At 46.4% G+C, this 26,848-nt stretch carries 22 protein-coding genes; 9 read left to right on the forward strand and 13 right to left on the reverse strand.

Going from position 1 to position 26,848, the window contains the following annotated elements; translation table 11 throughout:
• Positions 1–119: 119 nt before the first annotated feature.
• Genes hemG through R7F64_RS21100 form a run of 3 tightly spaced genes read right to left on the reverse strand, consistent with a single transcriptional unit; the run spans position 120 to position 2,784 of the window.
• Entirely contained in the window at positions 120–647 is a 528-nt protein-coding gene (gene hemG, locus R7F64_RS21090) for a menaquinone-dependent protoporphyrinogen IX dehydrogenase (protein WP_005378894.1), read from the reverse strand.
• A gap of 9 nt (positions 648–656) precedes the next feature.
• Entirely contained in the window at positions 657–2,114 is a 1,458-nt protein-coding gene (locus tag R7F64_RS21095; protein WP_005378893.1) for a TrkH family potassium uptake protein, read from the reverse strand.
• 46 nt (positions 2,115–2,160) lie between these two features.
• A complete protein-coding gene (locus R7F64_RS21100; protein WP_005378891.1) occupies positions 2,161–2,784 on the reverse strand; it encodes a YigZ family protein in 624 nt (207 codons plus the stop codon).
• 261 nt (positions 2,785–3,045) lie between these two features.
• On the opposite strand from R7F64_RS21100, the gene fadB reads away from it, so the two are divergent.
• The 3 genes from fadB to R7F64_RS21115 all read left to right on the forward strand — a co-directional run bounded on the left by fadB (position 3,046) and on the right by R7F64_RS21115 (position 7,640).
• Positions 3,046–5,217, forward strand: coding sequence for a fatty acid oxidation complex subunit alpha FadB (gene fadB, locus R7F64_RS21105; protein ID WP_053304063.1), 2,172 nt, complete (start codon positions 3,046–3,048; stop codon positions 5,215–5,217).
• 14 nt (positions 5,218–5,231) lie between these two features.
• Complete coding sequence (gene fadA / locus R7F64_RS21110) at positions 5,232–6,407, forward strand: acetyl-CoA C-acyltransferase FadA (RefSeq protein WP_006743176.1); 1,176 nt, start codon at positions 5,232–5,234, stop codon at positions 6,405–6,407.
• A 252-nt stretch (positions 6,408–6,659) separates the two neighbouring features.
• A complete protein-coding gene (locus tag R7F64_RS21115) occupies positions 6,660–7,640 on the forward strand; it encodes an MDR family oxidoreductase (protein WP_005378882.1) in 981 nt (326 codons plus the stop codon).
• Between the two features lie 52 nt (positions 7,641–7,692).
• Here the strand turns inward: R7F64_RS21115 and R7F64_RS21120 are convergent, their stop codons facing one another.
• Positions 7,693–8,637: a LysR family transcriptional regulator gene (locus R7F64_RS21120; protein WP_017821924.1), complete on the reverse strand. Its 945-nt coding sequence runs from the start codon at positions 8,635–8,637 to the stop codon at positions 7,693–7,695.
• A 168-nt stretch (positions 8,638–8,805) separates the two neighbouring features.
• On the reverse strand, positions 8,806–8,988 hold the full coding sequence (locus R7F64_RS21125; RefSeq protein ID WP_005378880.1) for a hypothetical protein: 183 nt from the start codon (positions 8,986–8,988) through the stop codon (positions 8,806–8,808).
• A gap of 133 nt (positions 8,989–9,121) precedes the next feature.
• Here R7F64_RS21125 and tusA point away from each other — a divergent pair, with 133 nt between their 5' ends.
• Positions 9,122–9,370: a sulfurtransferase TusA gene (gene tusA / locus R7F64_RS21130; RefSeq protein WP_033906598.1), complete on the forward strand. Its 249-nt coding sequence runs from the start codon at positions 9,122–9,124 to the stop codon at positions 9,368–9,370.
• Positions 9,371–9,414: 44 nt separating this feature from the next.
• Here tusA and R7F64_RS21135 read toward each other — a convergent pair whose 3' ends face one another.
• Together R7F64_RS21135 and R7F64_RS21140 are read right to left on the reverse strand one after the other, a co-directional pair.
• The gene (locus R7F64_RS21135) at positions 9,415–9,675 is read right to left on the reverse strand and encodes a hypothetical protein (protein ID WP_005378878.1); all 261 of its coding nucleotides are present in this window, start codon (positions 9,673–9,675) and stop codon (positions 9,415–9,417) included.
• Positions 9,676–9,835: 160 nt separating this feature from the next.
• On the reverse strand, positions 9,836–10,390 hold the full coding sequence (locus R7F64_RS21140) for a TMEM165/GDT1 family protein (protein ID WP_005378877.1): 555 nt from the start codon (positions 10,388–10,390) through the stop codon (positions 9,836–9,838).
• A gap of 484 nt (positions 10,391–10,874) precedes the next feature.
• Here R7F64_RS21140 and glyQ point away from each other — a divergent pair, with 484 nt between their 5' ends.
• The 4 genes from glyQ to R7F64_RS21160 all read left to right on the forward strand — a co-directional run bounded on the left by glyQ (position 10,875) and on the right by R7F64_RS21160 (position 17,657).
• Positions 10,875–11,792: a glycine--tRNA ligase subunit alpha gene (gene glyQ / locus R7F64_RS21145; protein ID WP_005383818.1), complete on the forward strand. Its 918-nt coding sequence runs from the start codon at positions 10,875–10,877 to the stop codon at positions 11,790–11,792.
• 13 nt (positions 11,793–11,805) lie between these two features.
• The gene (gene glyS, locus R7F64_RS21150) at positions 11,806–13,872 is read left to right on the forward strand and encodes a glycine--tRNA ligase subunit beta (RefSeq protein ID WP_161441312.1); all 2,067 of its coding nucleotides are present in this window, start codon (positions 11,806–11,808) and stop codon (positions 13,870–13,872) included.
• 217 nt (positions 13,873–14,089) lie between these two features.
• The gene (locus R7F64_RS21155) at positions 14,090–16,174 is read left to right on the forward strand and encodes an alpha-amylase (protein WP_318072063.1); all 2,085 of its coding nucleotides are present in this window, start codon (positions 14,090–14,092) and stop codon (positions 16,172–16,174) included.
• A 229-nt stretch (positions 16,175–16,403) separates the two neighbouring features.
• Positions 16,404–17,657 carry a valine--pyruvate transaminase gene (locus R7F64_RS21160; protein ID WP_318072064.1) on the forward strand — a complete coding sequence of 418 codons (1,254 nt, stop codon included), beginning with the start codon at positions 16,404–16,406 and terminating at the stop codon, positions 17,655–17,657.
• Positions 17,658–17,783: 126 nt separating this feature from the next.
• Here R7F64_RS21160 and R7F64_RS21165 read toward each other — a convergent pair whose 3' ends face one another.
• From R7F64_RS21165 to dnaA, 6 genes are all read right to left on the reverse strand, one after another.
• Entirely contained in the window at positions 17,784–18,221 is a 438-nt protein-coding gene (locus R7F64_RS21165) for an Hsp20 family protein (RefSeq protein WP_005378857.1), read from the reverse strand.
• 533 nt (positions 18,222–18,754) lie between these two features.
• Positions 18,755–19,171, reverse strand: a complete 417-nt coding sequence (locus R7F64_RS21170; RefSeq protein ID WP_017635594.1) for a GreA/GreB family elongation factor — start codon at positions 19,169–19,171, stop codon at positions 18,755–18,757.
• 343 nt (positions 19,172–19,514) lie between these two features.
• The gene (gyrB, locus tag R7F64_RS21175; RefSeq protein ID WP_017821558.1) at positions 19,515–21,932 is read right to left on the reverse strand and encodes a DNA topoisomerase (ATP-hydrolyzing) subunit B; all 2,418 of its coding nucleotides are present in this window, start codon (positions 21,930–21,932) and stop codon (positions 19,515–19,517) included.
• 13 nt (positions 21,933–21,945) lie between these two features.
• A complete protein-coding gene (recF, locus tag R7F64_RS21180) occupies positions 21,946–23,025 on the reverse strand; it encodes a DNA replication/repair protein RecF (RefSeq protein ID WP_005378839.1) in 1,080 nt (359 codons plus the stop codon).
• Between the two features lie 9 nt (positions 23,026–23,034).
• Entirely contained in the window at positions 23,035–24,135 is a 1,101-nt protein-coding gene (gene dnaN, locus R7F64_RS21185; RefSeq protein ID WP_005394106.1) for a DNA polymerase III subunit beta, read from the reverse strand.
• A 63-nt stretch (positions 24,136–24,198) separates the two neighbouring features.
• On the reverse strand, positions 24,199–25,605 hold the full coding sequence (dnaA, locus tag R7F64_RS21190; RefSeq protein ID WP_005378835.1) for a chromosomal replication initiator protein DnaA: 1,407 nt from the start codon (positions 25,603–25,605) through the stop codon (positions 24,199–24,201).
• 412 nt (positions 25,606–26,017) lie between these two features.
• On the opposite strand from dnaA, the gene R7F64_RS21195 reads away from it, so the two are divergent.
• Positions 26,018–26,764 (forward strand): amino acid ABC transporter substrate-binding protein, encoded by a 747-nt coding sequence (locus R7F64_RS21195; RefSeq protein ID WP_005378831.1) that lies wholly within the window; start codon positions 26,018–26,020, stop codon positions 26,762–26,764.
• Positions 26,765–26,848: the final 84 nt, after the last annotated feature.

A 26,848-nucleotide genomic window follows, 5' to 3' on the forward strand; every position in this document is an offset into this window, starting at 1 on the left:
TAGCGAGGTGGCATTATAGAGATTGCGATCACATTGGCAAGCCCTTTTTCTCGTTTTTTTTGATTTTTTTATCGTTCGGATAAATTTGCATCAAAAGCGGTCAAAAGAGCACGTTATTTCTACAGTTCTCTAAATTTATCTGCGAAAAGAGCCACTTTTTCCCAATTGGTGTACTCCACCTCTTTGGTCGTATCGGTTTCGCCACCCGTCATCGACATAATGAACCTAATCATAGTTCTGTCGAACCAGCTATAACGTGGGTAATAAAGTGCACCAGCAAAAACACCGATTAGCGTTGGTTTCCAAGGCGACTTAATTAGGAACTTGCGAATGTAGGCACTACCTTCAGGTGTATCCTTTCCTTGGTCCTCTTTACGAGCGGTTAGGTTTACGCAGAAAAATGCCACTTTATTTTGCTCCAATTGATTGAGGTTTCGCTCAATAAACTGGTATAGCTTTTTATTAAGATGGCCATAGCGAATAGAGGCGCCTATCAATACTCTGTCGTATTGGCTGAAGTCAATCGTCTCGACATTATGTAAATCCACCAGCTCACAATCGAAATCTGGAAGTTGTTCATCTATATAGTGGAGAATTTTTTTAGTCTGCCCTTCGCGGGAAGAGTATAGAAATAATGCTTTTGCCACGATTTCCCCTTAGCTACGCCAAAACGTCGGCGTAAGTAGAATAAGTAAGGTAAAGATTTCCAAACGACCAAACAGCATAGAAACTATTAATACCCATTTTGCTTTGTCGTTAACATCACCAAAGTGAAGCGCCACTTCTCCCAAGCCAGGACCGAGGTTGTTCAGAGTCGCAGCCACCGCCGAGAACGCACTGAGCTCATCCATTCCTGTTGCAATCAACCCCAACATACAAACCACAAATACCAATGCGTATGCGGAGAAGAAACCCCAAACCGCATCGACAACACGTTGCGGTAGGGCACTGCCACCTACTTTGATGGTGTAAACCGCGCGTGGATGGACTAAACGTTTTAGTTCACGCGCACCTTGTAAGGTAAGAAGCAGGATACGGATCACTTTCATGCCGCCGCCTGTTGAACCAGCACAACCACCTATAAAGGAAGAGAACAATAACAGCACAGGTAAGAAGAGCGGCCAATCCGCAAAACCTGTTGTCGTAAAGCCCGCTGTTGTGGATATTGATACGGTTTGGAACAGAGCCTGATCGAAAGCATCGTATGTCGATGTGTAAGAGTGATGTTTCAGTAATAATAGAAAGCAAATGATAAATAGCAGCACTTGAATAAACAAGAAGGCGCGAAACTCAGGATCTTTCCAGTAATACTTGGGATGTACGCCACCTGATGCAAATGCAGCAAAGTGCAGTGTGTAATTACATGCAGATATAAGCAGAAAAACCACCGTAATCAGGTTAATCGCGTAACTATCAAAGTATCCGATGCTGGCATCGTGGGTAGAGAAGCCACCAATGGCAATGGTGGAAAAGCTGTGACTGATGGCGTCAAATGGCGTCATACCAGCTAACCAAAAAGCCGAAGCACAGGCGATAGTCAGGCTCAAATAGATGTACCAAAGCGCCTTAGCAGTTTCTGCTATGCGCGGCGTCACTTTAGTATCCTTGACTGGACCTGGGATCTCGGCGCGGTAAAGCTGCATACCACCGATGCCAAGTACTGGCAAAATCGCCACCGCTAATACGATGATTCCCATACCGCCGAACCACTGCAGTAACTGTCGATAGAATAGAATCGCTTTAGGTAACTCATCCAAACCAACAATAACGGTCGCCCCGGTCGTCGTGAGAGCAGAAAACGATTCAAAAAACGCATCTGTCACTGAGACGTTCGGATTGTCAGCAATGAGAAAGGGGATCGAGCCTGCACTGCCAAGTACTGTCCAGAATAAGACGACAATAAGAAAGCCATCTCGAGCTTTAAGCTCGTGCTTATACCTGCGGTTTGGGTACCAACAAACGGCCCCACAAAACAGCAGAACAAAAAATGTCGTGACAAAAGGCACACCAGCACCATCTCGATAGATCAGCGCAACGAGTGCTGGCGCAAGCATAGTGACACTAAAGAGTGCGAGCAGTAGCCCGACGATTCGAATAATTGAACGAAATTGCATGGATAAATTGACTAGCGAAGCTGTCCCTGTTGCTTCCTGTTTTTCATTATTGTCCGTCTAGCGGAGTGACAATTGCCTTTGCCCCGCTTTTATTGATGATTGCTTGGGTAAACGCGCTCACTTCTCGAAGCTCAATTTCCACCACTAATACGACCTGATCGCTGTATTCAGCCTCGACTTCTATCGCACCAAATTGCGGCATGATTGATTGTGCGATAGGCATAAACCCATAGTCTAACGTTAGTCTGAGCTTTGTGGTTATTTTTTTCTCAATAGTTTGAAGCAGCTTGAGCGCTTGTTGAACCCCACCCCCATACGCTTTAACCAAGCCGCCTGTACCTAACTTGATTCCACCAGAGTATCGCGTGACCACAGCCGTGATCTCCCCCACCCCAGATCCAGACAGCTGCGCCAGGATTGGTTTGCCTGCCGTCCCTGAAGGTTCTCCATCATCACTAAAGCCCCACTTCATCGAATCTTCTGGTCGACCAGCAACAAAGCCCCAACAGTTATGTCTAGCATCAGCGTGTTTAGCTTTGATTTGATCAACAAATGCTTTTGCAGCTTCGATACTTGGCGTGTGTGCCAAATAAGTAATGAAGACGCTCTTTTTAATTTCTTCTTCAAATTGAGCGGGCTCTGCTGGAATCAGATAAGGCTTGTCATTCATAGGATTATGGATTCATGTCTATTTGCCTGAAGTCTATCACGAGTGTGATTTACCCGTCGCATAAGATCTGCCACAGCGCACAATGTTAAACACTTGTTTAAAAAATGTATTGAAATTAAACAATCCACGATCCAAACTAACCTTACTGGTCAAACCAGAACAAAAATAAAACGACTTCCTCGATACCTATTTGCCGAGGTACACGGCGTCGTTGAAATAGGTATACAGACAATCCACGATTGTATGTCATGGAGATAGACAATGATTTACCAAGCCGAAACCCTACAGGTAAAGGAAATACAAGATGGTATTGCAGAGCTAAGCTTCTGCTCTCCAAAATCCGTCAACAAACTCGACCTAGCGACATTAGAATCGCTAGATAAAGCTCTTGATGCGCTCATTGCCCATCAAGGCCTCAAGGGGTTGTTGCTCACTTCAGATAAAGACGCATTCATTGTAGGCGCAGACATTACCGAGTTTTTAGGTCTGTTTGCTAAAACGGATGCCGAGCTCGACCAATGGCTGCAATTTGCTAATAGCATCTTTAACAAATTAGAAGACTTACCCGTTCCGACCATCTCAGTGATCAAAGGCCACGCTCTTGGTGGCGGTTGTGAATGTGTGCTAGCAACAGACATGCGTATTGGTGACAAAACCACCAGCATCGGCCTACCAGAAACGAAACTGGGAATCATGCCTGGCTTTGGTGGTTGTGTACGCTTGCCTCGCGTTATTGGCGCAGACAGCGCAATGGAAATCATCACCCAAGGTAAAGCATGCCGAGCTGATGAAGCATTGAAAATTGGCTTACTCGATGCTGTTGTAGAGACTGATGCTTTATACGAATCAGCACTACAAACTCTTAACTCTGCAATTAACGAGAAACTTGACTGGCAAGCACGCCGAGCACAGAAAACATCTCCGCTAACGCTGAGTAAGCTTGAATCAATGATGAGCTTCACCATGGCGAAGGGTCTGGTGGCACAAAAAGCAGGTCCTCACTACCCTGCCCCAATGACAGCCGTTATCACGATTGAAGAAGGTGCTCGCTTTGCACGTAATGAAGCGTTAGACATTGAACGTAAGCACTTCGTGAAATTGGCTAAATCGGAAGAAGCAAAATCACTCGTTGGCCTATTCCTTAATGATCAATACATCAAAGGCATTGCGAAAAAAGCAGCGAAGTCAGCAAGTAAAGACACGCAACGTGCAGCCGTATTAGGTGCAGGTATCATGGGTGGCGGCATTGCTTACCAATCAGCGCTAAAAGGTGTGCCAGTCTTGATGAAAGACATCGCACAAGCGTCGCTCGACCTAGGCATGACTGAAGCATCTAAGCTGCTGAATAAACGCTTATCTCGCGGTCGCATTGATGGCTTTAAGATGGCGGGTATTTTAGCGTCAATCACACCGAGCTTACATTACGCAGGTATTGAAAACTCTGATGTGGTTGTTGAAGCTGTCGTTGAAAACCCGAAAGTAAAAGCAGCAGTTTTAAGTGAAGTTGAATCCCATGTCGGTGACGACACCGTTATCACCTCAAACACCTCGACGATTCCTATCAACCTATTGGCAAAATCACTAAAACGCCCAGAAAACTTCTGTGGTATGCACTTCTTCAACCCAGTGCATCGTATGCCTCTTGTTGAGATCATCCGTGGTGAGCACACCTCTGATGAAACCATCAATCGTGTTGTGGCGTATGCTGCAAAAATGGGCAAATCACCAATTGTCGTTAATGACTGCCCAGGGTTCTTCGTTAACCGCGTATTGTTCCCATACTTTGGCGGCTTCAGCATGCTACTTCGTGATGGTGCTGACTTTACGAAAATCGACAAAGTCATGGAGCGTAAGTTTGGCTGGCCGATGGGACCGGCGTACTTGCTTGACGTAGTCGGCATTGATACCGCGCACCACGCACAAGCTGTGATGGCTGACGGTTTCCCTGAGCGTATGGGTAAACAAGGTCGTGATGCGATTGATGCACTGTTCGAAGCAGACAAATATGGTCAGAAAAATGGTAATGGCTTCTACAGCTACACCATAGATAAAAAAGGTAAGCCGAAGAAAACCTTCTCCGAAGCGATCTTACCGGTACTTGCTGACGTTTGTGCCGATAAGCAGGACTTTGACGATCAGACCATCATTCAACGTATGATGATTCCAATGATCAACGAAGTGGTGCTGTGCCTACAAGAAGGCATCATCGCGACTCCGCAGGAAGCAGATATGGCATTGGTTTATGGTCTTGGTTTCCCTCCATTCCGCGGTGGCGTATTCCGCTATCTAGACAGCGTGGGTATTGCTGAATACGTTGAAATGGCAAAACAACACGCCGAGCTAGGTGCGATGTACCAAGTACCGCAAATGCTGATTGATATGGCGGCGAAAGGTGAAAGCTTTTACGGTGCACAACAGCAAGGTTCTATCTAAGGAGGGATTCTAAAATGACTAATCAAACAAGAAATGTTGTCGTAGTCGATTGTCTACGTACTCCAATGGGTCGCTCTAAAGGTGGTGCTTTCCGTCATACACGAGCAGAAGATCTATCTGCGCGCCTAATGAAAGGCATTCTTGCGCGTAACCCACAAGTGAACCCAAGCGAGATTGAAGACATCTACTGGGGCTGTGTACAGCAAACACTAGAGCAAGGCTTTAACGTTGCACGTAATGCCGCGCTACTCGCGGGCCTGCCGATTGAAATTGGCGCCGTGACGGTGAACCGCTTGTGTGGTTCATCAATGCAAGCGCTTCACGACGGTACACGTGCCATCATGACTGGCGATGCTGAAATCTGCCTAATTGGTGGCGTTGAGCACATGGGGCATGTGCCAATGAACCACGGTGTAGACTTTCACCCAGGTATGTCAAAGAACGTAGCAAAAGCTGCGGGCATGATGGGCTTAACGGCTGAAATGCTTGGTAAATTACATGGCATTAGCCGTGAGCAACAAGACGAGTTTGCCGCTCGCTCTCACGCTCGTGCGCACGCAGCAACCGTAGAGGGTCGTTTTAAAAACGAAATTCTACCAATTGAAGGCCACGCCGCTGACGGCACCCTGTTCACTCTAGATTACGATGAAGTGATTCGCCCTGAAACATCCGTTGAAGGTCTATCTCAACTTCGCCCAGTGTTCGACCCTGCAAACGGTACAGTAACAGCCGGTACATCATCGGCTCTGTCCGATGGTGCATCAGCGATGTTGATCATGAGTGAAGAGAAAGCTAATGAACTTGGCTTGAAGATTCGTGCACGTATTAAAGGCATGGCCATTGCGGGCTGCGATCCTTCTATTATGGGTTACGGTCCTGTACCTGCGACGAAAAAAGCGCTCAAGCGTGCCGGTCTTTCAATTGAAGACATGGATGTGGTTGAGCTAAACGAAGCATTTGCCGCGCAGTCTCTGCCGTGTGCTAAAGACTTAGGCCTGCTTGATGTTATGGATGAGAAGGTCAACCTTAACGGTGGTGCGATAGCATTGGGTCATCCACTAGGCTGTTCTGGTTCACGTATCTCAACAACGTTGATCAACCTAATGGAAGCGAAAGACGCGAAATACGGTCTGGCCACCATGTGTATCGGTTTGGGTCAGGGCATTGCGACAGTATTTGAACGACCATAACAGTTCAAGACGTTGTTGTAGTGATCGAGCCAACAATCATAAGCAAATGAACTAGTACTAAAATTTTTAGTATTACACTTAAGGGCGACAATTGATGTCGCCCTTTTTGTTTTACATCAAACATGCATGAAGAGCATACATTAAATGCTCAAGTTTCATTTTATTCATAGACAAAGAAGACATACACTTAGACCAGTTGATATCTTGCTGCATGTGACCCAGAGTCATGCTACCGCACAATCGGAGAACCTTATGTTTAATGCTCTAGTTCTAAATCAAGAAGACAAACGTACTATCGCTAACATCGAGCAAATCGATGAAACACAACTGCCTGAAGGCGACGTTCTGATTGACGTTGATTACTCATCGTTAAACTACAAAGACGGCCTTGCGATCACAGGTAAAGGTAAAATCATCCGTAACTTCCCGATGGTGCCAGGTATTGACTTAGCAGGTACGGTAGTAAGCTCAGAAGACGACCGCTACCAAGCTGGTGACAAAGTTGTCCTTACTGGCTGGGGCGTGGGTGAAAACCACTGGGGTGGTATGTCTCAGCGTGCTCGTCTAAAAGCAGATTGGCTAGTACCACTACCAAAAGGTCTAGACAGCAAGAAAGCAATGATGGTTGGTACTGCTGGCTTCACTGGCATGCTATGTGTTCAAGCACTGCTTGATGCAGGCATCAAACCTGAAAATGGTGAAATCCTTGTAACTGGCGCAAGTGGCGGTGTAGGCTCAGTCGCAGTAACGCTTCTAGCACAGCTTGGCTACAAAGTTGCTGCAGTGACAGGTCGTGTAGAAAAAAATGGCCCGCTACTTGAAAAACTAGGTGCTAGCCGCATCATCGACCGTACTGAATTTGAAGAACCAGCACGTCCACTTGAAAAGCAAGTATGGGCAGGTGCGGTTGATACTGTAGGCAGCAAAGTACTGGCTAAAGTATTGGCGCAAATGGATTACAACAGTGCAGTTGCAGCTTGTGGTCTTGCAGGTGGTTTTGATCTACCAACCACAGTGATGCCGTTCATCCTACGTAATGTTCGCCTACAAGGTGTGGACTCAGTAATGTGCCCAACAGAGAAACGTATCGCTGCATGGGAAAAGCTGGTCGAGCTACTACCAGACAGCTACTTCGAGCAAGCGTGTACTGAAGTTGCTCTTGCTGAAGCACCGAAATATGCAGAAGACATCACCAACGGTCAAGTAACGGGTCGTGTGGTTATCAAGCTATAAACACTGACTCAGTGTAAACAGACGAAGAGCCGGCATTGCTGGCTCTTTTTTGTTAGCAGTTCAGTCCCATATCTTCGATACGTTTAGCTATCAGACGACTACACTCTTCACGCACAATCGTTCTTAACCATTCTTGAGCGGGAGAATGCTCGCAACGCGCATGCCAAATCATCGAGTATTCAAACGGCGTGAATTGGAATGGTAACGGTTTCACCACCAAGTCATAACGCTCGGCAACCAGATACGCCAAATCCGCTGGCACTGTGATGATAATTGGCAAGGTATCCATGATCGCCAATGCGGCTTCTAAATGGTACGCCCGCAGGACCATTTTACGCTTAGGTTTCTCCATCAAAGCTTGTTCGATCAGTGCCTTAACACCATCACTGATGGCGATCATGGCATGTGGATGACTCAGATAATCATCCAAGCTCATTTCTTTATTCGCTAATGGATGCTGTTTTGAAAGCATACACAGCACCCCCACTCGCCCCAACACTTCACTGCGTAGAGGCTCCACCGGGCCTGTCGGGCGACAAATCGCTAAGTCTGCACCTTCATAAGTGAGCTGATCTGATAAACGGTCGTGTTGCAGTGGTAAGAAGTTGAAAGACACGTTTGGCGCTTCTTGGTAAATTCTCGGCAAAGCGAACGGTAAGATCGTTTGCATGGCATAGTCGGTGGTCACGATGTTGAAAGTCTGTACGCATTGCAATGGGTCAAACTCAACCGGAGATAACAACTGACGTAAAGACTCTAATGGTTCGCCCAATGAGCGATCGATCTCTAACGCTTTCTGAGTTGGGATCAAATGCTGTCCCTGACGAGTAAACAGCGGGTCTCCCAATAAGTCGCGTAGACGACCAAGCACACGACTCATTGCCGATTGACTCAAGTTCAGACGTGTTGCCGCCTTACTGACACTGTTTTCTTCTATCAGTACTCGCAACGCAACCAGTAAATTTAAATCTCGGCGATAGATGTCTTCCAGTTCCACGAATTAGCCACTTATTTTGTATGTGTTTGGGTAAATTGTACTCTTTAGGCAAAAAAAATCCCGCCTTTCAGCGGGGAAGCCCAAGAAAAATGGGGATAGTGTCGGAATGAAGTGTCGGTAAAAAATAGGTGAGCGTTATTAAAAGCATTCTGATCCAAGCAAGAAGCGCTAATTTTCTTGCTCAGATGCGCCAGACCATCTGCGCATCTCGATCCAAATCCCAATAATAGTGGCAACCATGCCTACGAGAGGCGTCAAAGAGGTGTCAGCTGGCGTCCTAAGTACCAATGCACAGAACGAGATAAAACACAGCACTGAGTAAATCGTAAGTCTGTCTAACGCTGTTAACATTGCCTCCCCCTTGCCAGTTGTTACCAAATTGTTAATTTAAGGTAAAACAAAAAATTCGGTTTGCCAAGTGGTTATTGAATATTTTTTCAACGAAAGTAAAATTCAACGCTCAGTTAGTTACGAGAATCACACTATGAGCTTTAATCCTGAACTGGCAAACAAGACATTAGAGGCGCAAGGACTGCGCTGCCCAGAGCCAGTGATGATGGTCAGGAAGACAATTCGCAACATGCAAGATGGTGAGATTTTGCTGGTCAAAGCAGACGATCCATCCACGACTCGAGACATTCCGAGTTTCTGCCGCTTTATGGACCACCAATTAGTTGCGGCACAAACGGAGCAAGTTCCGTATCAGTACCTGATCAAGAAAGGATTGGAATAATCTGGTCGAACTAAAAACGGCAGCCAATATTGGCTGCCGTTTGTTTATTCGTCGTATTCGAGTGTGCGAACTTCTGATTGGAGCTTGTTAAGTTGTTTCTTCATTGCCCGCATCTCTTCATGCATAGGAATGATGTGAGCGACACGAATCCACGCTTCTACTGTCAATCCAGTAAGGACGAACGATCCTGCTACAATCGGTAACCACATATCAGTTAGCACCATCGCTAGTAAACACAGCGCTAAACCAAAAGTGAATAAATAACTCTGACTCTTCGGGGACATCCCCATGTAACGTGTAAGCATAAACTTGCCCTCTCGCTATCATTCACACCATTAAACTACCATGACAAGTATGACACTTATATGTCATCCGTCACGCAACGGAACGATTTAGAGTCAGAGTTTGAACTCGCGCAGCACGCCACTAATGATTGATAACTCACATCATTTCACGTGCAAAAAATCAGAACAGTGCAGCCCCTATTGCCAGAGCAATAAACAAAAATGCGGTGATTTTACGGATCAGCCCTAAAGGCATCTTGTCGGCCGACAATTTACCAATCAGGACCACAGGTACATTCGCCAGCAGCATACCGATTGTGGTACCGATAATCACCAAACTTAACGCATCCGCGTATTGCGCCCCTAAGATGGAAGTGGCGATCTGAGTTTTATCGCCTATCTCCGCAACGAAGAACGCGATAAAGCTGGCAATAAATGGGCCTCGATTAGAAATCTGCTCGTCATCATCCAGTTTGTCCGGGATCAGAACCCAAGCCGCCATCGCGACAAAACTGACCACCAGCACCCACTTTAAAATCTCAGGTGATAGATAGTCTGCGACAACCACACCTAACCATGCAGCCAAAGCGTGGTTGGCAATAGTTGCCAAAAAGATTGCTGCAATAATTGGGATTGGTTTTCGGTAACGACTTGCAAGTAATAGAGATAGCAATTGGGTCTTATCGCCAATTTCTGCTAACGCTACAGTAGTAATTGAAATAGCTAAAACGCTCACGACATGCTCATTGGGGCAGGGATTATTATTTTTAACCGAAGACAAACCTCACGCCCCTACCCCGGTTCGTGATGATTTGTCTAAGGTCTTGCTAAACTTGAAAGGCTTCAAGTCTCGAACGCCATGGTGATTTTGCACCAATTATGTTGACGGACGAACCAGATGAAACAGAAACTTCATCAGGTAAGCTACTCCCCAAAGACAGGCGCAATTCTAGCCACCTTTGTTGCGCTTCTCAAGAGCCAAAGCAGGCAAAAACTCCCTTTTAGGAAAAATACAGCAGATAACGCGGTAAAAATTCATTAAAGGAGAAAATCGCCCACGAATTAATCAAGATTAGCTCTACTCCCATGCTCAATATCTGGTTATACTAGATTGTTAATTTATTCAACCGTAATTACTCTTTATCGCCGTTGTTAGAGTTGAAAAACTCGGCATAGATGACGAATTAACGAGTAACAAGAGAATCGCGCGAACCTGACTTATGCAAAAATACGATATCAAAACCTTCCAGGGAATGATCCTCGCGCTGCAGGATTATTGGGCTCAAAATGGTTGTACCATTGTTCAACCGCTAGATATGGAAGTGGGTGCGGGTACCTCTCACCCAATGACCTGTCTACGAGCGCTTGGCCCAGAGCCAATGTCGACAGCTTACGTACAACCTTCACGTCGTCCTACTGATGGCCGTTACGGTGAAAACCCTAACCGTCTTCAGCACTACTACCAATTCCAAGTAGCGCTAAAACCATCGCCTGACAATATTCAAGAGTTGTACCTTGGCTCCCTTGAAGTTCTTGGTATTGACCCTCTTGTACACGACATCCGTTTCGTAGAAGACAACTGGGAAAACCCAACACTAGGCGCATGGGGTCTGGGCTGGGAAGTTTGGCTAAACGGCATGGAAGTGACCCAGTTTACTTACTTCCAGCAAGTTGGTGGTCTTGAGTGTAAACCAGTAACTGGTGAAATCACTTACGGTATCGAACGTCTAGCAATGTACATCCAAGAAGTAGACTCTGTTTACGACCTAGTTTGGAACATCGCACCAGACGGCAGCAAAGTGACTTACGGTGATATCTTCCACCAAAACGAAGTAGAGCAATCAACTTACAACTTCGAGCACGCAGACGTTGAATTCCTATTTGGTTTCTTCGAACAGTGTGAAAAAGAGTGTAAAGAACTACTTGAGCTTGAAAAGCCACTGCCACTGCCTGCTTACGAACGCATTCTAAAAGCTGGCCACGCATTCAACCTACTAGATGCGCGTAAAGCGATCTCAGTAACTGAACGCCAACGTTACATCCTACGCATCCGCAACCTGACGAAAGCAGTTGCAGAAGCATACTACGCATCGCGTGAAGCTCTTGGCTTCCCAATGTGTAAGAAAGAACAAGCGTAAGGGGTAGAGTAACATGGCAAAAGAATTTCTAATCGAGCTAGGTACAGAAGAGCTACCACCAACGCAACTTCGCACTCTAGCTGAAGCATTCGCAGCAAACTTCGAAGCAGAACTAAAAGGCGCTGAGCTTGCTCACGAAGGCGTGAAATGGTTCGCGGCACCTCGTCGTCTTGCACTTAAAGTAGCAGCACTAGCAGACAGCCAGTCTGACAAAGTTGTTGAAAAGCGTGGTCCTGCAGTTTCTGCAGCGTTTGACGCGGAAGGCAACCCAACAAAAGCAGCTCAAGGCTGGGCACGCGGTTGTGGCATCACGGTTGACCAAGCAGAACGCATGGTTACAGACAAAGGCGAATGGCTACTGTTCAAACAAGAAGTGAAAGGTCAGCCAACGTCTGAGATCGTCGTTGAACTTGCAGCGAAAGCACTAGCAAACCTACCTATCGCAAAACCAATGCGCTGGGGTAACAAAACAACTCAGTTCATCCGTCCAGTTAAGACGCTAACCATGCTAATGGGCAGCGACCTAATCGAAGGCGAGATCCTTGGTGTTGCTTCTGACCGCACTATCCGTGGTCACCGCTTCATGGGTGAGCAAGAGTTTACTATCGATTCTGCTGAGCAATACCCTGCGATCCTAGAAGAGCGCGGTAAAGTAATGGCAGATTACGAAGCGCGTAAAGCAATCATCCTAGCTGACGCACAAAAAGCGGCAGCAGCGGTTGGCGGTATCGCTGACCTAGAAGATGACTTAGTAGAAGAAGTAACGTCTCTGATTGAATGGCCAGTAGTACTAACAGCGAAGTTTGAAGAAGAGTTCCTAAAAGTGCCTTCTGAAGCGTTGGTTTACACCATGAAGGGTGACCAGAAGTACTTCCCTGTTTACGATGAAAACAAGAAGCTACTACCTAACTTCATCTTCGTATCGAACATCGAATCAAAAGAGCCTCGTTACGTAATCGAAGGTAACGAGAAAGTGGTTCGTCCTCGTCTTGCTGACGCAGAATTCTTCTTCAACACAGACCGTAAGCGTCCGCTTATCGACCGTCTGCCTGAACTAGAGCAAGCGATCTTCCAAAAGCAACTGGGTACGATCAAAGACAAAACAGACCGCATCACAGAGCTTGCTGGCTACATTGCTGAGCAAATCGGTGCTGACGTTGAGAAATCAAAGCGTGCTGGTCTACTAGCAAAATGTGACCTAATGACCTCAATGGTATTCGAATTCACGGATACTCAAGGTGTTATGGGTATGCACTATGCTCGCCACGACGGTGAAGCAGAAGAAGTTGCAGTCGCACTGAACGAGCAATACATGCCTCGTTTCGCAGGTGATGAACTGCCATCTAACGGTGTTTCAACTGCAGTTGCAATGGCAGACAAGCTAGACACTATCGTAGGTATCTTCGGTATTGGTCAAGCGCCTAAAGGCAGCGACCCATTCGCACTACGCCGCGCATCTCTAGGTGTACTACGTATCATCGTTGAATACGGCTACAACCTAGATCTTGTTGACCTAGTAGCGAAAGCGAAGTCACTGTTTGGCGATCGCCTAACCAACGACAACGTTGAGCAAGACGTTATCGAGTTCATGCTTGGTCGTTTCCGTGCTTGGTACCAAGACGAAGGCTTCAGCGTAGACATCATTCAAGCAGTTCTAGCGCGTCGCCCGACGAAACCAGCAGACTTCGACCAACGAGTTAAAGCGGTTTCTCACTTCCGTGAACTAGAAGCAGCAGAGTCTCTAGCAGCAGCGAACAAACGTGTAGGTAATATCCTAGCGAAATTCGACGGCGAACTAGCAGCAGACATCGACCTAGCACTTCTACAAGAAGACGCAGAGAAAGCACTAGCAGAAAGCGTTGAAGTAATGACAGAAGCGCTAGAGCCAGCATTTGCTACTGGTAACTACCAAGAAGCCCTAAGCAAGCTAGCTGACCTACGTGAACCAGTTGATGCGTTCTTCGATAACGTAATGGTAATGGCAGACGACGAAGCACTTAAGAAGAACCGTCTGACACTACTGAACAACCTGCGTAACCTGTTCCTACAGATCGCAGACATTTCTTTGCTTCAAAAGTAATTCATTACTCTTCGAAGTGATTAAGAAATAAGTAAAAGGGAAGCAGATGCTTCCCTTTTTTGTTGCCTTCAAACCGATGAAGGTGACGCTTATTATTCATTTTGTGAACAAGACTAAAATTTGTAGGGTGAGACGCGTTTAACTTGTTGGTGTAGAGCTCGGATTGTAGAGGCACAGTTTTGCTATAACTGGACTGTTTATTCGGGGGAAGGACACAATGAAAAAAACAATTCTCGCACTCTCTATCGGTCTACTGAGCGCCTGCAGCCAGATTCCAGAAAATGCCATCGTATTAAGCGTTGGTGATGACACCGCTGTTTTTGAAGAAAACTCACAAGGCTTACTTGTCGCCGAGCAAAAACTCGAAAAAGGCAGTTACACCTTTACCATTGCTGACAGCAAGCAAAGCTGTGGCAGTAGCTTTGCCCTAGCAGAAGAAGGTCGCATCAAGTTCAATCGTCCATTAAAAATGGATAACTGCGCCACTGATGTACAAATGCCACTGCGCATCTTCAAAGCCAATACCTATCAATTTACGCTCAATCCAACCACCAATGAGCTAACTGTAAAAATCAAACCAAAACAGAGTCAGGACATCACCTACTCTTGCCCTGTCGCAACTGACGCGCCAAAAACCATCAATGTTGCTCAAACCTTTAATGATGGCACTGTCGTTCGCGATGCCTTAACCGGACAAGAAACCACAGTCGCCAATGGCAGCGTCACCATGCAGCCGAGTCCTATGAGCCAAGGTCTATTGCTGCTAGAAGAAGTTGAACAGCAAGCCGACAAACCGTTCAGTTGGGACAATGCGACGGTGTACTTCGTCATGACCGACCGCTTCTACAATGGCAACCCAGACAACGACAACAGCTACGGTCGCAGCAAAGACGGAAAATATGAGATTGGCACCTTCCACGGTGGTGACTTGGCGGGTCTGACGAAAAAACTCGATTACATCGAATCACTTGGTGTGAATGCTATCTGGATAACCTCGCCACTGGAACAAATCCACGGCTGGGTTGGCGGCGGCGATAAAGGCGACTTTAAGCACTACGGCTACCACGGCTACTACCACCAAGATTGGACCAAGCTTGATGCCAACATGGGTACCGAAGATGAACTCAGAACCTTCGTCGATACCGCCCACAAGAAAGGCATCCGCGTGATTTGGGATGTGGTCATGAACCACACAGGTTATGCGACATTAGCAGACATGCAGGAATTTGGCTTTGGTCAGCTTTACCTAGATGACCAAGAAGCCAAACAAGTCCTTGGTGAAAAATGGACCGACTGGCAGCCAAAATCAGGACAAAGCTGGCACAGCTTCAACGATTACATCAAATACGGTGATAGCGAAGCGTGGGATAAATGGTGGGGCAAAGATTGGATCCGCACCGACATTGGTGACTACGATGCTCCGGGCTACAACGATATCACCATGTCTTTGAACTACCTACCGGATCTCAAAACCGAATCGACTAAGAAAACCGGATTACCAAACTTCTTCCGCAATAAAGACACCAATGCGCAAGATGAGCTGCAAACCCCACGTGAACACCTGATTACCTGGTTATCCGATTGGGTACGTGACTACGGCATTGACGGCTTCCGTGTCGACACGGCCAAACACGTTGAAATGGAAGCGTGGGCAGAGTTGAAAGCCAGCACCACTCAAGCGCTTGCCCAGTGGAAGCAAAACAATCCAGACAAAGCACTAGATGACCTGCCATTTTGGATGACAGGTGAAGTGTGGGCTCACAGCGTAGTGAAGAGCCCGTATTTCGATAACGGCTTCGATTCCATCATCAACTTCGAGTTCCAATCTGATGTGGCACCAAAAGCGCTGAAGTGTTTCGCTCAACTTGATAATGATTACCGCCGCTATGCAGAGCGCATCAATACCGATCCTGAGTTCAATGTGTTGAGCTACCTGTCTTCACACGATACACAACTGTTTTGGTCAGCTCGCAGCCGCAGCTTTGATGACCAAGCACGTGCGGCAAATGCTCTGATGCTGGCTCCGGGTGCAGTACAGATCTATTACGGTGATGAGATAGCTCGTGATTTTGGCATTACTGGTTCAGACGCCCACCAAGGCACACGCTCAGATATGCCATGGGATAAGATTCATGGCGAGCGTGAAGATCTGCTGCAACATTGGCAAAAATTGGGTGAATTCCGTAAACGCCACCCAGCGGTTGCTCAAGGTAAGCACATCACTCGCAATCAAGAAGGTTACTACGCGTTCGAACGCCAATACCAAGACGACAAGGTACTGATTGTTTACACCGGTGAGTAAATCACACTCTCTCCACCAGCAAGGGAAGCATAAGCTTCCCTTTTTTATTGTTCTTTTTGCCATTTAGTCTCGTCCCTCTGGTCTGATGACGCACTTTTTTCTTTTTCCGCTTAATTCACACTTTGCGTTAATTACACATTGAGGTAAGGTCAAGGATTACTCGATAAGCCGATAAAACATCGGCATAAACATACACAAAGCAATCACAATGAATTAGGTATAAGTCAGCATGCAGTTCTCAAAGTTTGGTGAAAAATTTAATCAGTATTCAGGTATTACGCAGTTAATGGACGATTTGAATGATGGTCTGCGCACACCAGGTGCCATCATGCTCGGTGGAGGTAATCCTGCCGCCATTCCTGCCATGCTCGATTACTTTCACCAAGCCAGTGAGGAAATGCTCGCCAGTGGGGAGCTCGTCGCCGCCCTCGCCAACTACGATGGCCCGCAGGGTAAAGACGCGTTCGTCAAAGCGCTAGCTCAGTTATTCCGTGAAACTTACGGCTGGGATATTTCCGAAAAGAACATCAGCCTAACTAACGGCAGCCAAAGTGGCTTCTTCTACTTGTTCAACTTGTTGGCAGGTAAACAGCCAGATGGTTCGCATAAGAAAGTGCTACTGCCTATCGCGCCTGAATACATCGGTTATGGTGATGCAGGCATTGATGAAGATATCTTTATCTCTTACCACCCAGAAATCGAGCTGTTAGATAACGGTCTGTTTAAATACCACGTCGATTTTGAGCAACTAACCGTCGACGACTCTGTTGCGGCAATCTGCGCGTCTCGTCCAACCAACCCAACGGGTAATGTACTGACAGACGAAGAAGTACGTAAACTGGACAAGCTAGCACGTGAGAACAACATCCCGCTGATCATCGATAACGCCTACGGTCTACCTTTCCCGAACATCATCTTTGAAGATGTCGAACCGTTCTGGAATGAAAACACCATCCTATGCATGAGCCTATCTAAACTTGGCTTGCCAGGTGTGCGTTGTGGCATTGTGATTGCGAGTGAAGAAATCACTCAAGCGTTAACCAATATGAACGGCATCATCAGCCTAGCGCCGGGCAGTGTTGGTCCAGCGCTGGCAAACCATATAATTGGCAAAGGCGATCTGCTTAAACTGAGTTCAGAGGTGATTAAGCCGTTCTACAAGCAAAAATCACAACGTGCGGTTGAACTGCTCCAACAAGCAATTACCGATGAGCGATTCCGCATCCACAGGCCGGAAGGCGCTATCTTCTTGTGGTTATGGTTTGATGAACTGCCAATCACAACAATGGAACTGTACCAACGCTTGAAAGCGCGTGGCGTATTGATTGTCCCTGGTGAATATTTCTTTATTGGTCAGCAAGACGAGTGGGATCACGCGCACCAATGCCTGCGTATGAACTACGTTCAAGATGATGAGATGATGCAAAAAGGCATTGCGATTATCGCTGAAGAAGTGGAAAAGGCTTACCGCGAAGGTAAATAGATGGATTGAACTCAGCCGTTCTTCTCTTTGAAATTACGGCTTTAAAATAGCGGATTTGAAAACCCCAAACTAAAAAGAGCGCCCATATGGCGCTCTTTCTCATTCTATAACTGGGTGGTTAACTGATTAGTTGTTCTCAATCAGGTTGTTACCACCGATAGCAATCTTACGTGGTTGCATGGCTTCAGGGATTTCACGAACTAAATCGATATGAAGTAGACCGTTTTCCATTGATGCACCGACAACTTTTACGTAATCCGCTAGCTGGAATTTACGTTCAAAATCACGTTCTGCAATACCTTGGTAAACATAGTTTTTGCCTTCTTCGGCTTTACGTTCGCCCTTTACAATCAACATGTTTTCGTTTTGAGTCAGATCGAGCTGTTCTTCAGCAAAGCCAGCAACGGCCATAGTAATACGGTAGTTGTGCTCGTCTTTTTGCTCAATGTTGTATGGAGGGTAACCGCCAGAAGTATTTTTCGCTGTATTCGCTTCCATCAGGTTTAGCAGACGATCAAAGCCAATTGCATTACGGTATAGTGGTGAGAAATCTACATTACGCATAAATCTATCCTCTTAATTAAGCAATAGTCTTAGTTCAGATGAGTTTCATCCTACTGGCGTGTTTATGCAAAAAACAACGCCGAACTAAGAGATTCTTATCATTCCACTGGCCTTGGTTTGGCTCGGAGACATGATATTGAATCTAAAGGTTTAAGTTGTGTGCTAAAACGCCATATCCTCTTCTGAGCGATCTCGTTTTAGCGATTTCAGAGGGCTGGTCTTCTAGTCTCTAGCAAGCCAGTCACCCTCTTCGTAACTAGATATAAGGTCGTCAAAAATGACTTTCAAGGGAAAAAATAAAAAATTTTTAAAGCATCCACTATCCCCTTGAACAGCTTAGTTCCTCATCACTTCGCGATCTGTGATAAAAAGCCCGCCGTTCTGGGGGGCTCAATCTACACTTTACTTGCGGGAGGATTTACGCGCTTTTACAACGTCCTTTTCTGCCGCCTTTTCCTGCTTTAGTTTGCGCTTTTCTTTTAGACTCAACTGCGGTTGTTTCTTTTCTTTCTTACTCATGACTTCACCTCTATTTATTGGCACAACAGACAACCACACAGCATTTTCTGAGCTGGTGGCTGCGATTGATGAACAATTTCAGTAATCACAAAGCAGCGTCGCTGATTAAAAATTTCCACTTCGAGCGCATCATTTTTAGCTCGACCTAACAGTCGAGACCCCAAATAAGAATCGACCGCGAGCATACCTGTCATGGGTTGCCCCTTACGCGAGCTGACCAATGTCATGCGATATTGATAGGCGCGTTCAACATCCACTAAGCGAACCGTGTCCCCAACCGCAATACGAGCTCGGTTACGGCAATGGGCTTGTTGCTCGCAGATTTCAAATAGCGATAACAACCTTAGTGGTGATTGATAGGTTAAAAAGCGACTGGTTAACCACCAAGTTCGCAGCGCCAAGCAGTACGCTGAGAACCAGCGTTCAAACATGATTATTTCCTTCTTAATGCCTTGTCTTACAAATAAATTCAGTGCATTGAACCGGAAGTGCATCACTTCCGGCTTAGTTCAGGAAAGTCATCACCATTTTCTTAGTCTCCTTATTCATCAGCTCTTCAGCACTATAGCGAGCAGAAAAAAGAAAGCAAAAACGCTCAAGCGAACAAAATGGCGAGAAAAAAAGAAAACAGAAATAAAATGGCAGGCTTGATCGGGTTGTTGGCAGTTAGTACCAGAAAAACATCCGCTTTAGCAGAAAGTGGCGATTTTAGCTGGTGGTAAAACAAAAAAAGCAGCGATTTCTCGCTGCTTTTTACTATCACGAACAGTGTCGTTATACGTCTAGGTTCGCTACTTTCAGTGCGTTCTCTTCGATGAAGTTACGACGAGGTTCTACTTGGTCACCCATTAGCGTAGTGAACAGTTGATCTGCGCCTACCGCATCTTCAATCGTTACCTGCATCATACGACGAGTTTCTGGGTCCATGGTGGTTTCCCAAAGTTGGTCTGGGTTCATCTCACCTAGACCTTTGTAGCGCTGACGGCTTAAGCCACGCATTGACTCTTTCACTAACCAGTCAAGCGCTTCTGCAAAGTTTGCCACTGGCATAGTACGCTCACCACGTTTGATGTACGCGCCTTCTTCCAGAAGTCCATCAAGTGCTTCTGATAGATCAGCCAACTTGCCGTACTCTTTCGAGTTTAGGAAGTCGATGCTAATTGCATGTTCGTGCGTCACGCCGTGAGTACGAACCACAATCTTAGGCAAGTTTAAGCCTAGCTCTTCGTGCTGCTCAACTTCGTAGCTGTACTGGCTTGCACCCACTTCTTTCGCATTCAGCTGTTCAACAAGCTGCTTCGTCCACGCTTCCACAACTGATGCGTCATGGCATTGCTCTGGCGTTAGGCGAGGAGTGTAAATCAACTCGTTTACCAAAGCACTTGGGTAACGACGGCTCATACGTTCCGCCAGTTTAATACCCGCATTGTACTGTTGAACAAGCTTCTCTAGTGCTTCACCAGCCAATGCTGGTGCTTCTGCGTTTACGTGTAGCGATGCATTGTCCAGAGCCAATGATACTTGGTATTGGTTCATCGCTTCTTCATCTTTGATGTACTGCTCTTGTTTGCCTTTTTTCACTTTGTATAGTGGTGGCTGAGCGATGTACACATAGCCACGCTCAATAAGCTCTGGCATTTGACGGTAGAAGAAGGTCAACAGTAGCGTACGGATGTGCGAACCATCGACATCGGCATCGGTCATGATGATGATGTTGTGGTAACGAAGCTTGTCCGGGTTGTACTCGTCACGACCGATACCACAACCTAGTGCGGTGATCAGTGTTGCTACTTCTTGAGAAGATAGCATCTTGTCGAAACGTGCTTTTTCTACGTTAAGAATCTTACCTTTTAGCGGTAGGATCGCTTGGTTCTTACGGTTACGGCCTTGTTTTGCGGAGCCGCCTGCCGAATCACCCTCCACTATGTATAGTTCAGAGAGTGCCGGATCTTTTTCCTGACAATCTGCAAGTTTACCTGGAAGGCCAGCTAGGTCTAGTGCACCTTTACGGCGCGTCATTTCACGAGCTTTACGCGCTGCTTCACGAGCACGTGCTGCATCGATGATTTTCGAACAAACCATCTTCGCTTCTGTCGGGTTCTCAATCAAGAACTCAGACAGTTTTTCACCCATTGCAGACTCAACAGCTGATTTCACTTCAGAAGAAACCAGTTTGTCTTTTGTTTGGCTTGAGAACTTAGGATCAGGCACTTTCACCGAAACAACCGCAGTTAGACCTTCACGCGCATCGTCGCCTGAAGTCGCTGTTTTCGCTTTCTTCGAGAAACCTTCTTTATCCATAAAGCTGTTCAATGTACGTGTTAGCGCAGCACGGAAACCAGCAAGGTGAGTACCACCATCACGCTGTGGGATATTGTTGGTAAAGCAGAAGATGTTCTCTTGGAAACCATCGTTCCATTGCATCGCCACTTCAACTGAAATGCCGTCTTCACGCTCAGAGTTAAAGTGGAAGATTTTTTCGATGATTGGCGTTTTGTTGGTGTTTAGGTGATCAACGAACGCTTGAATACCACCTTCATACATGAAGTGATCATGTTTGTCCGCTTCACGTTCATCAACCAATTTGATCGACACACCAGAGTTCAGGAATGACAGTTCACGCAGGCGTTTCGCCAGAATGTCATAGTGGAACTCAGTGTTAGAGAACGTCTCGGCACTTGGCCAGAAACGAATTTGTGTACCGGTTTTATCCGTATCACCCACAACGGCTAGTGGCGCTTGAGGCTCACCATGGCGGTAGGTTTGCGTATGGATATGGCCACCACGATGAATCGTTAGCTCAACTTTCTCTGATAGTGCGTTTACTACTGAAACACCTACCCCGTGAAGACCACCCGATACTTTGTATGAGTTATCGTCGAACTTACCACCCGCGTGAAGAACCGTCATAATTACTTCTGCTGCAGAGACATTTTCCTCTGAGTGGATTTCTGTTGGAATGCCACGACCATCATCGCTAACGGAAACCGAGTTATCCTCATGAATTGTCACAACGATGTCTTTACAGTGACCTGCCAACGCTTCATCAATTGAGTTATCCACCACCTCGAAAACCATGTGGTGAAGGCCGGTGCCGTCGTCCGTATCGCCGATGTACATTCCTGGACGCTTACGTACCGCATCCAGACCCTTCAGTACCTTAATACTCGATGAATCGTAATTTTCAGACATGAGTTTCTCTCTTCTAGTTTGACTCTATCCTGCCATGTTCCACATGAAACAATTTACCGTTATCGTCCAACATATCGGCGATTTGGCTTTCAGTGATAGAGCTTACAAATACTTGTGCGCCCGTCTCTTTTAAGCAGTCAGCAAGACGCTTGCGACGTTGGCTATCTAATTCCGACGCGAAGTCATCAATTAGGTAAATGCATTGTTTACCGGCCATCTCTGTCAGGTGTTGCCCTTGCGCTACACGCAATGCACACACCATGAGTTTTAATTGACCGCGTGACAGAACATCTTCAACGGGCGTTCCGTTCACTTTAATGCGCAAATCAGCTTTGTTTGGGCCACTAAAGGTGTATCCCAATGCCTGATCACGCTCAAAATTCTTTTCTAGTATCTCGTGGTATGGAGTGTCTTTATCCCAGCCACGATAATACTTCAATTGGATCTCAAATTCTGGCAAAAATGTCTGACAGATAGTTTCTGCGACAGTTTTCATCTGCTCGATGTAACTTGCTCGCCATTGGCTGATGTTTTCAGCCAATCCTGCCATTTCCTGATCCCAATAACTGAGCTCACGATAACTATTGGCGGTTTTCAACAACGCGTTGCGCTGCTTGTTCAGGCGCTTGAACCTTCCCCATGCTTGATAAAAAGCGGGCTCGGTATGAAACACGCCCCAATCAATAAACGCACGACGATGTTTAGGGCCATCTGTCAGTAAATCAAACCCTTCTGGGTGTATCAACTGCAGAGGCAGAACTTGTGCCAACTGCGCTAATTTTTGTCCAGATTGACCGCCTATTTTAACCTCTGTTGAGCCATCACGCTGCTTATTAATGCCGATAGGTAGCTCAAATTGATCCGAGTTCAAAAAACGACCATGAACAAACAGTTCGTCACACTCATTTTGTATCACTCGTCCGGTGAGAGAGCTCTTGAATGAGCGGCCATGCCCGAGCAGATAAACCGCTTCTAAGACACTGGTTTTACCGCTGCCGTTCGGCCCGATAAGAAAGTTAAAGCCTGCTGATAACTCAATATCACAGGCTTTAATGTTTCGAAACTGCTGAATGATGAGACGAGAAAGAGGCATTCAGTTGGCTTATAGACGAATTGGCATCACCACGTACATGGCACTGTCATCGTCGGCATTTTCAATCAACGCGCTAGCGTTAGCATCCGACATCGACACACGTACATTTTCACAACGCAACGTGTTCAGAACATCAAGCACATAGCTTACGTTAAAGCCGATTTCGATGGCGTCACCTTCAAAGGTTACATCAAGCATCTCTTCCGCTTCTTCTTGTTCTGGGTTATTCGCGGTTATGCGCATTTCAGTATCAGCCAGATTCACTCGCACGCCACGGAATTTTTCGTTGGAAAGAATCGCAGCACGAGAGAAGGCTTGGCGCAACTCGTCACAACTTGCTATTAGTGTCTTATTGGTGCTCTGAGGCAATACACGGCGGTAGTCAGGGAAACGACCATCAACCAACTTAGAGGTAAAAGTAAAGTTATTCACCTCAGCACGAACATTGGAGCTACCGATCTGAAGTACTACGGGCTGCTCTGGCGCATCCATCAACTTTACTAATTCTTGCACACCTTTGCGTGGCACGATGATTTGCTTCTGCGCAAAGTCCGCACCTAGCTGAGTTTGCGATACCGCCATACGGTGGCCGTCTGTCGCCACGCTGCGTAGCGTGGTGCCGTCAATTTCAAACAACATGCCGTTGAGGTAGTAACGAACGTCTTGATTCGCCATCGAGAACTGAGTTTTGTCGATCAGCGTACGTAAATCAGCTTGGCTCAGTGATACTTCCACTTCGCTTTGCCAGTCTTCAATATTAGGGAAATCGTTCGCAGGAAGCGTTGCCAACGAGAAACGGCTGCGACCAGAGCGAACTTGTACGCGATCACCTTCTAATACAAATGTGATGATCGCATCGTCCGGTAAACCACGGCAGATATCGAGAAACTTACGCGAAGGAACGGTAATGCTGCCCGCTTCAAAATCACCTTCTAGCGTCACTTTGCTTACTAACTCTACTTCAAGATCGGTTGCCGTCATCGACAATACGTTCTCTTCTACTTTAAGAAGTAGGTTACCCAGGATTGGCAGAGTTGGTCGGCCACCTAAAGCGCCCGAAACCTGCTGTAGCGGTTTGATTAAATGACTACGTTCAATGGTAAATTTCATGCTTGGCTCTTTACGCTGTCAGCTCAATAAATGATTTGCTTAGAATACCGTTATTCTAACCGATTACGAAGACAGGGTGCGAATCAAGTTAGAGTAATCTTCTTTAATGTCGTGGCTCTCTTCACGCAGCTGCTCAATCTTGCGACAAGCATGAAGTACGGTCGTATGATCGCGGCCCCCAAACGCATCGCCAATTTCAGGCAAGCTATGGTTGGTTAGTTCTTTTGCTAACGCCATAGCCAGCTGACGAGGACGCGCTACAGAACGAGAACGACGCTTAGACAGCAAGTCCGCTACTTTAATCTTGTAGTATTCCGCCACGGTCTTTTGAATGTTATCGATCGTCACCAGCTTCTCTTGTAGAGCAAGCAGATCGCGCAGCGCTTCACGAACAAAATCAATCGTAATTGGACGACCAGTAAAGTTCGCGTTCGCGATAACACGGTTCAGTGCACCTTCGAGCTCACGAACGTTCGAACGCAGACGCTTGGCAATGAAGAATGCCACTTCATCAGCAAGGTGGATTTGGTGATCTTCAGCTTTTTTCATCAAGATCGCCACACGCGTTTCAAGCTCAGGTGGCTCGATCGCAACAGTAAGACCCCAACCAAAGCGAGATTTAAGACGATCTTCAACGCCATTAATTTCTTTAGGATAACGGTCAGACGTTAGAATGATCTGCTGATTACCTTCCAATAGTGCGTTGAAGGTATGGAAGAATTCTTCTTGTGAACGTTCTTTATTAGCAAAGAATTGGATGTCATCGATAAGGAGCGCATCCACGCTGCGGTAGTAGCGTTTGAATTCTTCAATCGCATTGTTTTGCAGCGCTTTTACCATGTCTTGCACAAAACGTTCTGAGTGCATGTAGACCACTTTTGCGTTCGGGTTGTTATCCACAATCGCGTTGCCCACCGCATGCAACAAGTGCGTTTTACCCAAGCCCGTGCCGCCGTATAGGAACAGCGGGTTGTATGCTGCACCAGGATTATCCGATACCTGACGCGCCGCAGCCAAACCCAGTTGGTTCGACTTACCTTCAACAAAGTTATCGAACTTGTGTTTTGGGTTCATGTTTGAGCGGTGATTGATAGCCGCAATCGCTTGAGCGTCGTCATCCCAGGTTTTGTGTACTGGCTTACGCGCCTGTAATTGCGCAGGTGCAGATGACTCGGCAGCCACATCTGCAGGCGTACGTGTCGGCGCTGGTTTTGGTGCAGAGACAGGTCGGCTCCCCACTTCAAAACGTAAGTTAGGAATATCGCCACCGCAGTATTCCTGCAGTAAGCGAGTAATATTGTTCAGATACTTATCACGCACCCAGTCCAACACAAAGCGGTTTGGCGCGAATAGAGTGAGAGTATTGTCATTGAGCTCCGCTTGTAGCGGACGAACCCACATGCTGAATTCTGTAGCTGGTAGCTCTTCTTGAAGCTGCTGCAAACATTGCAGCCAAAGCGAAGATGACACGGTGCCCCCACTGAGTAATTGAATTATCGGAAAAGACTGGCAATTTTACCTGTTGATAACCAAGATCGCCAGCGATTGATCGACGATCCAGTGAATAAGATCCAAGTTATTCACAATTATTTCTGCAAACTTGATGAGATCAACACACCTTGCCCCAAATTTGCCCACACAACGATCCACAATTGGGCAAAATTAACAAGATCGAGCGATTGGTGATAAGTCTGTGTATTATTTTATTCCCAATGCTGATTTTGTCGATCATTTCGCTAGGTTCAGTTCGCATTTTCGTCACATTTAACATTCTTCTTCTATTATCTAATAACTCACAGGTCTAGGTTATTGCTCTTGGTTATTTATTTAATTGAGCTAACTAACAGTAGTATTTCCAACCATAAAATTATGGAGATGTATTATGAAAAACTGGATTAAGGTTGCCGTTGCAGCCATTGCACTGTCGGCAGCAACCGTACAAGCCGCTACTGAAGTCAAAGTTGGTATGTCAGGTCGCTACTTCCCGTTTACTTTTGTAAAGCAAGACAAGCTACAAGGCTTTGAAGTCGACATGTGGGATGAAATCGGTAAACGTAACGATTACAAAATCGAATACGTAACAGCCAACTTCTCTGGTTTATTTGGTCTTTTAGAAACTGGTCGTATCGATACGATCTCCAACCAAATCACCATGACTGACGAGCGTAAAGCTAAATACCTATTTGCTGACCCTTACGTTGTAGATGGCGCACAAATTACCGTGCGTAAAGGCAACGACAGCATCAAAGGTGTTGACGATCTTGCGGGCAAGACCGTTGCGGTGAACCTAGGCTCTAACTTTGAGCAACTGCTGCGTCAATACGACAAAGACGGCAAGATCAACATTAAAACGTACGACACAGGTATCGAACATGACGTGGCGCTCGGTCGTGCAGACGCGTTTGTAATGGATCGTCTTTCTGCGTTAGAGCTGATTAAGAAAACTGGCCTTCCTCTGGAATTGGCAGGCGAACCGTTTGAGACCATTCAAAACGCATGGCCTTTCGTTGACAACGAGAAAGGTCGTAAGCTGCAAGAAGAAGTAAACAAAGCACTGGCTGAGATGCGCGCAGATGGTACAGTAGAGAAAATTTCCGTGAAGTGGTTTGGCGCTGACATCACGAAATAAGAACTCTTTGTACTTTAGGCCGCAAAGTGGTATCACTCTCGGACTAAAATAAACTTACGTAAAGGTGGAACTTGTTTTCCACCT

Origin of the sequence: Vibrio sp. Vb1980 (assembly GCF_033338615.1) — a bacterium.
Lineage (GTDB): Bacteria > Pseudomonadota > Gammaproteobacteria > Enterobacterales > Vibrionaceae > Vibrio > Vibrio alginolyticus.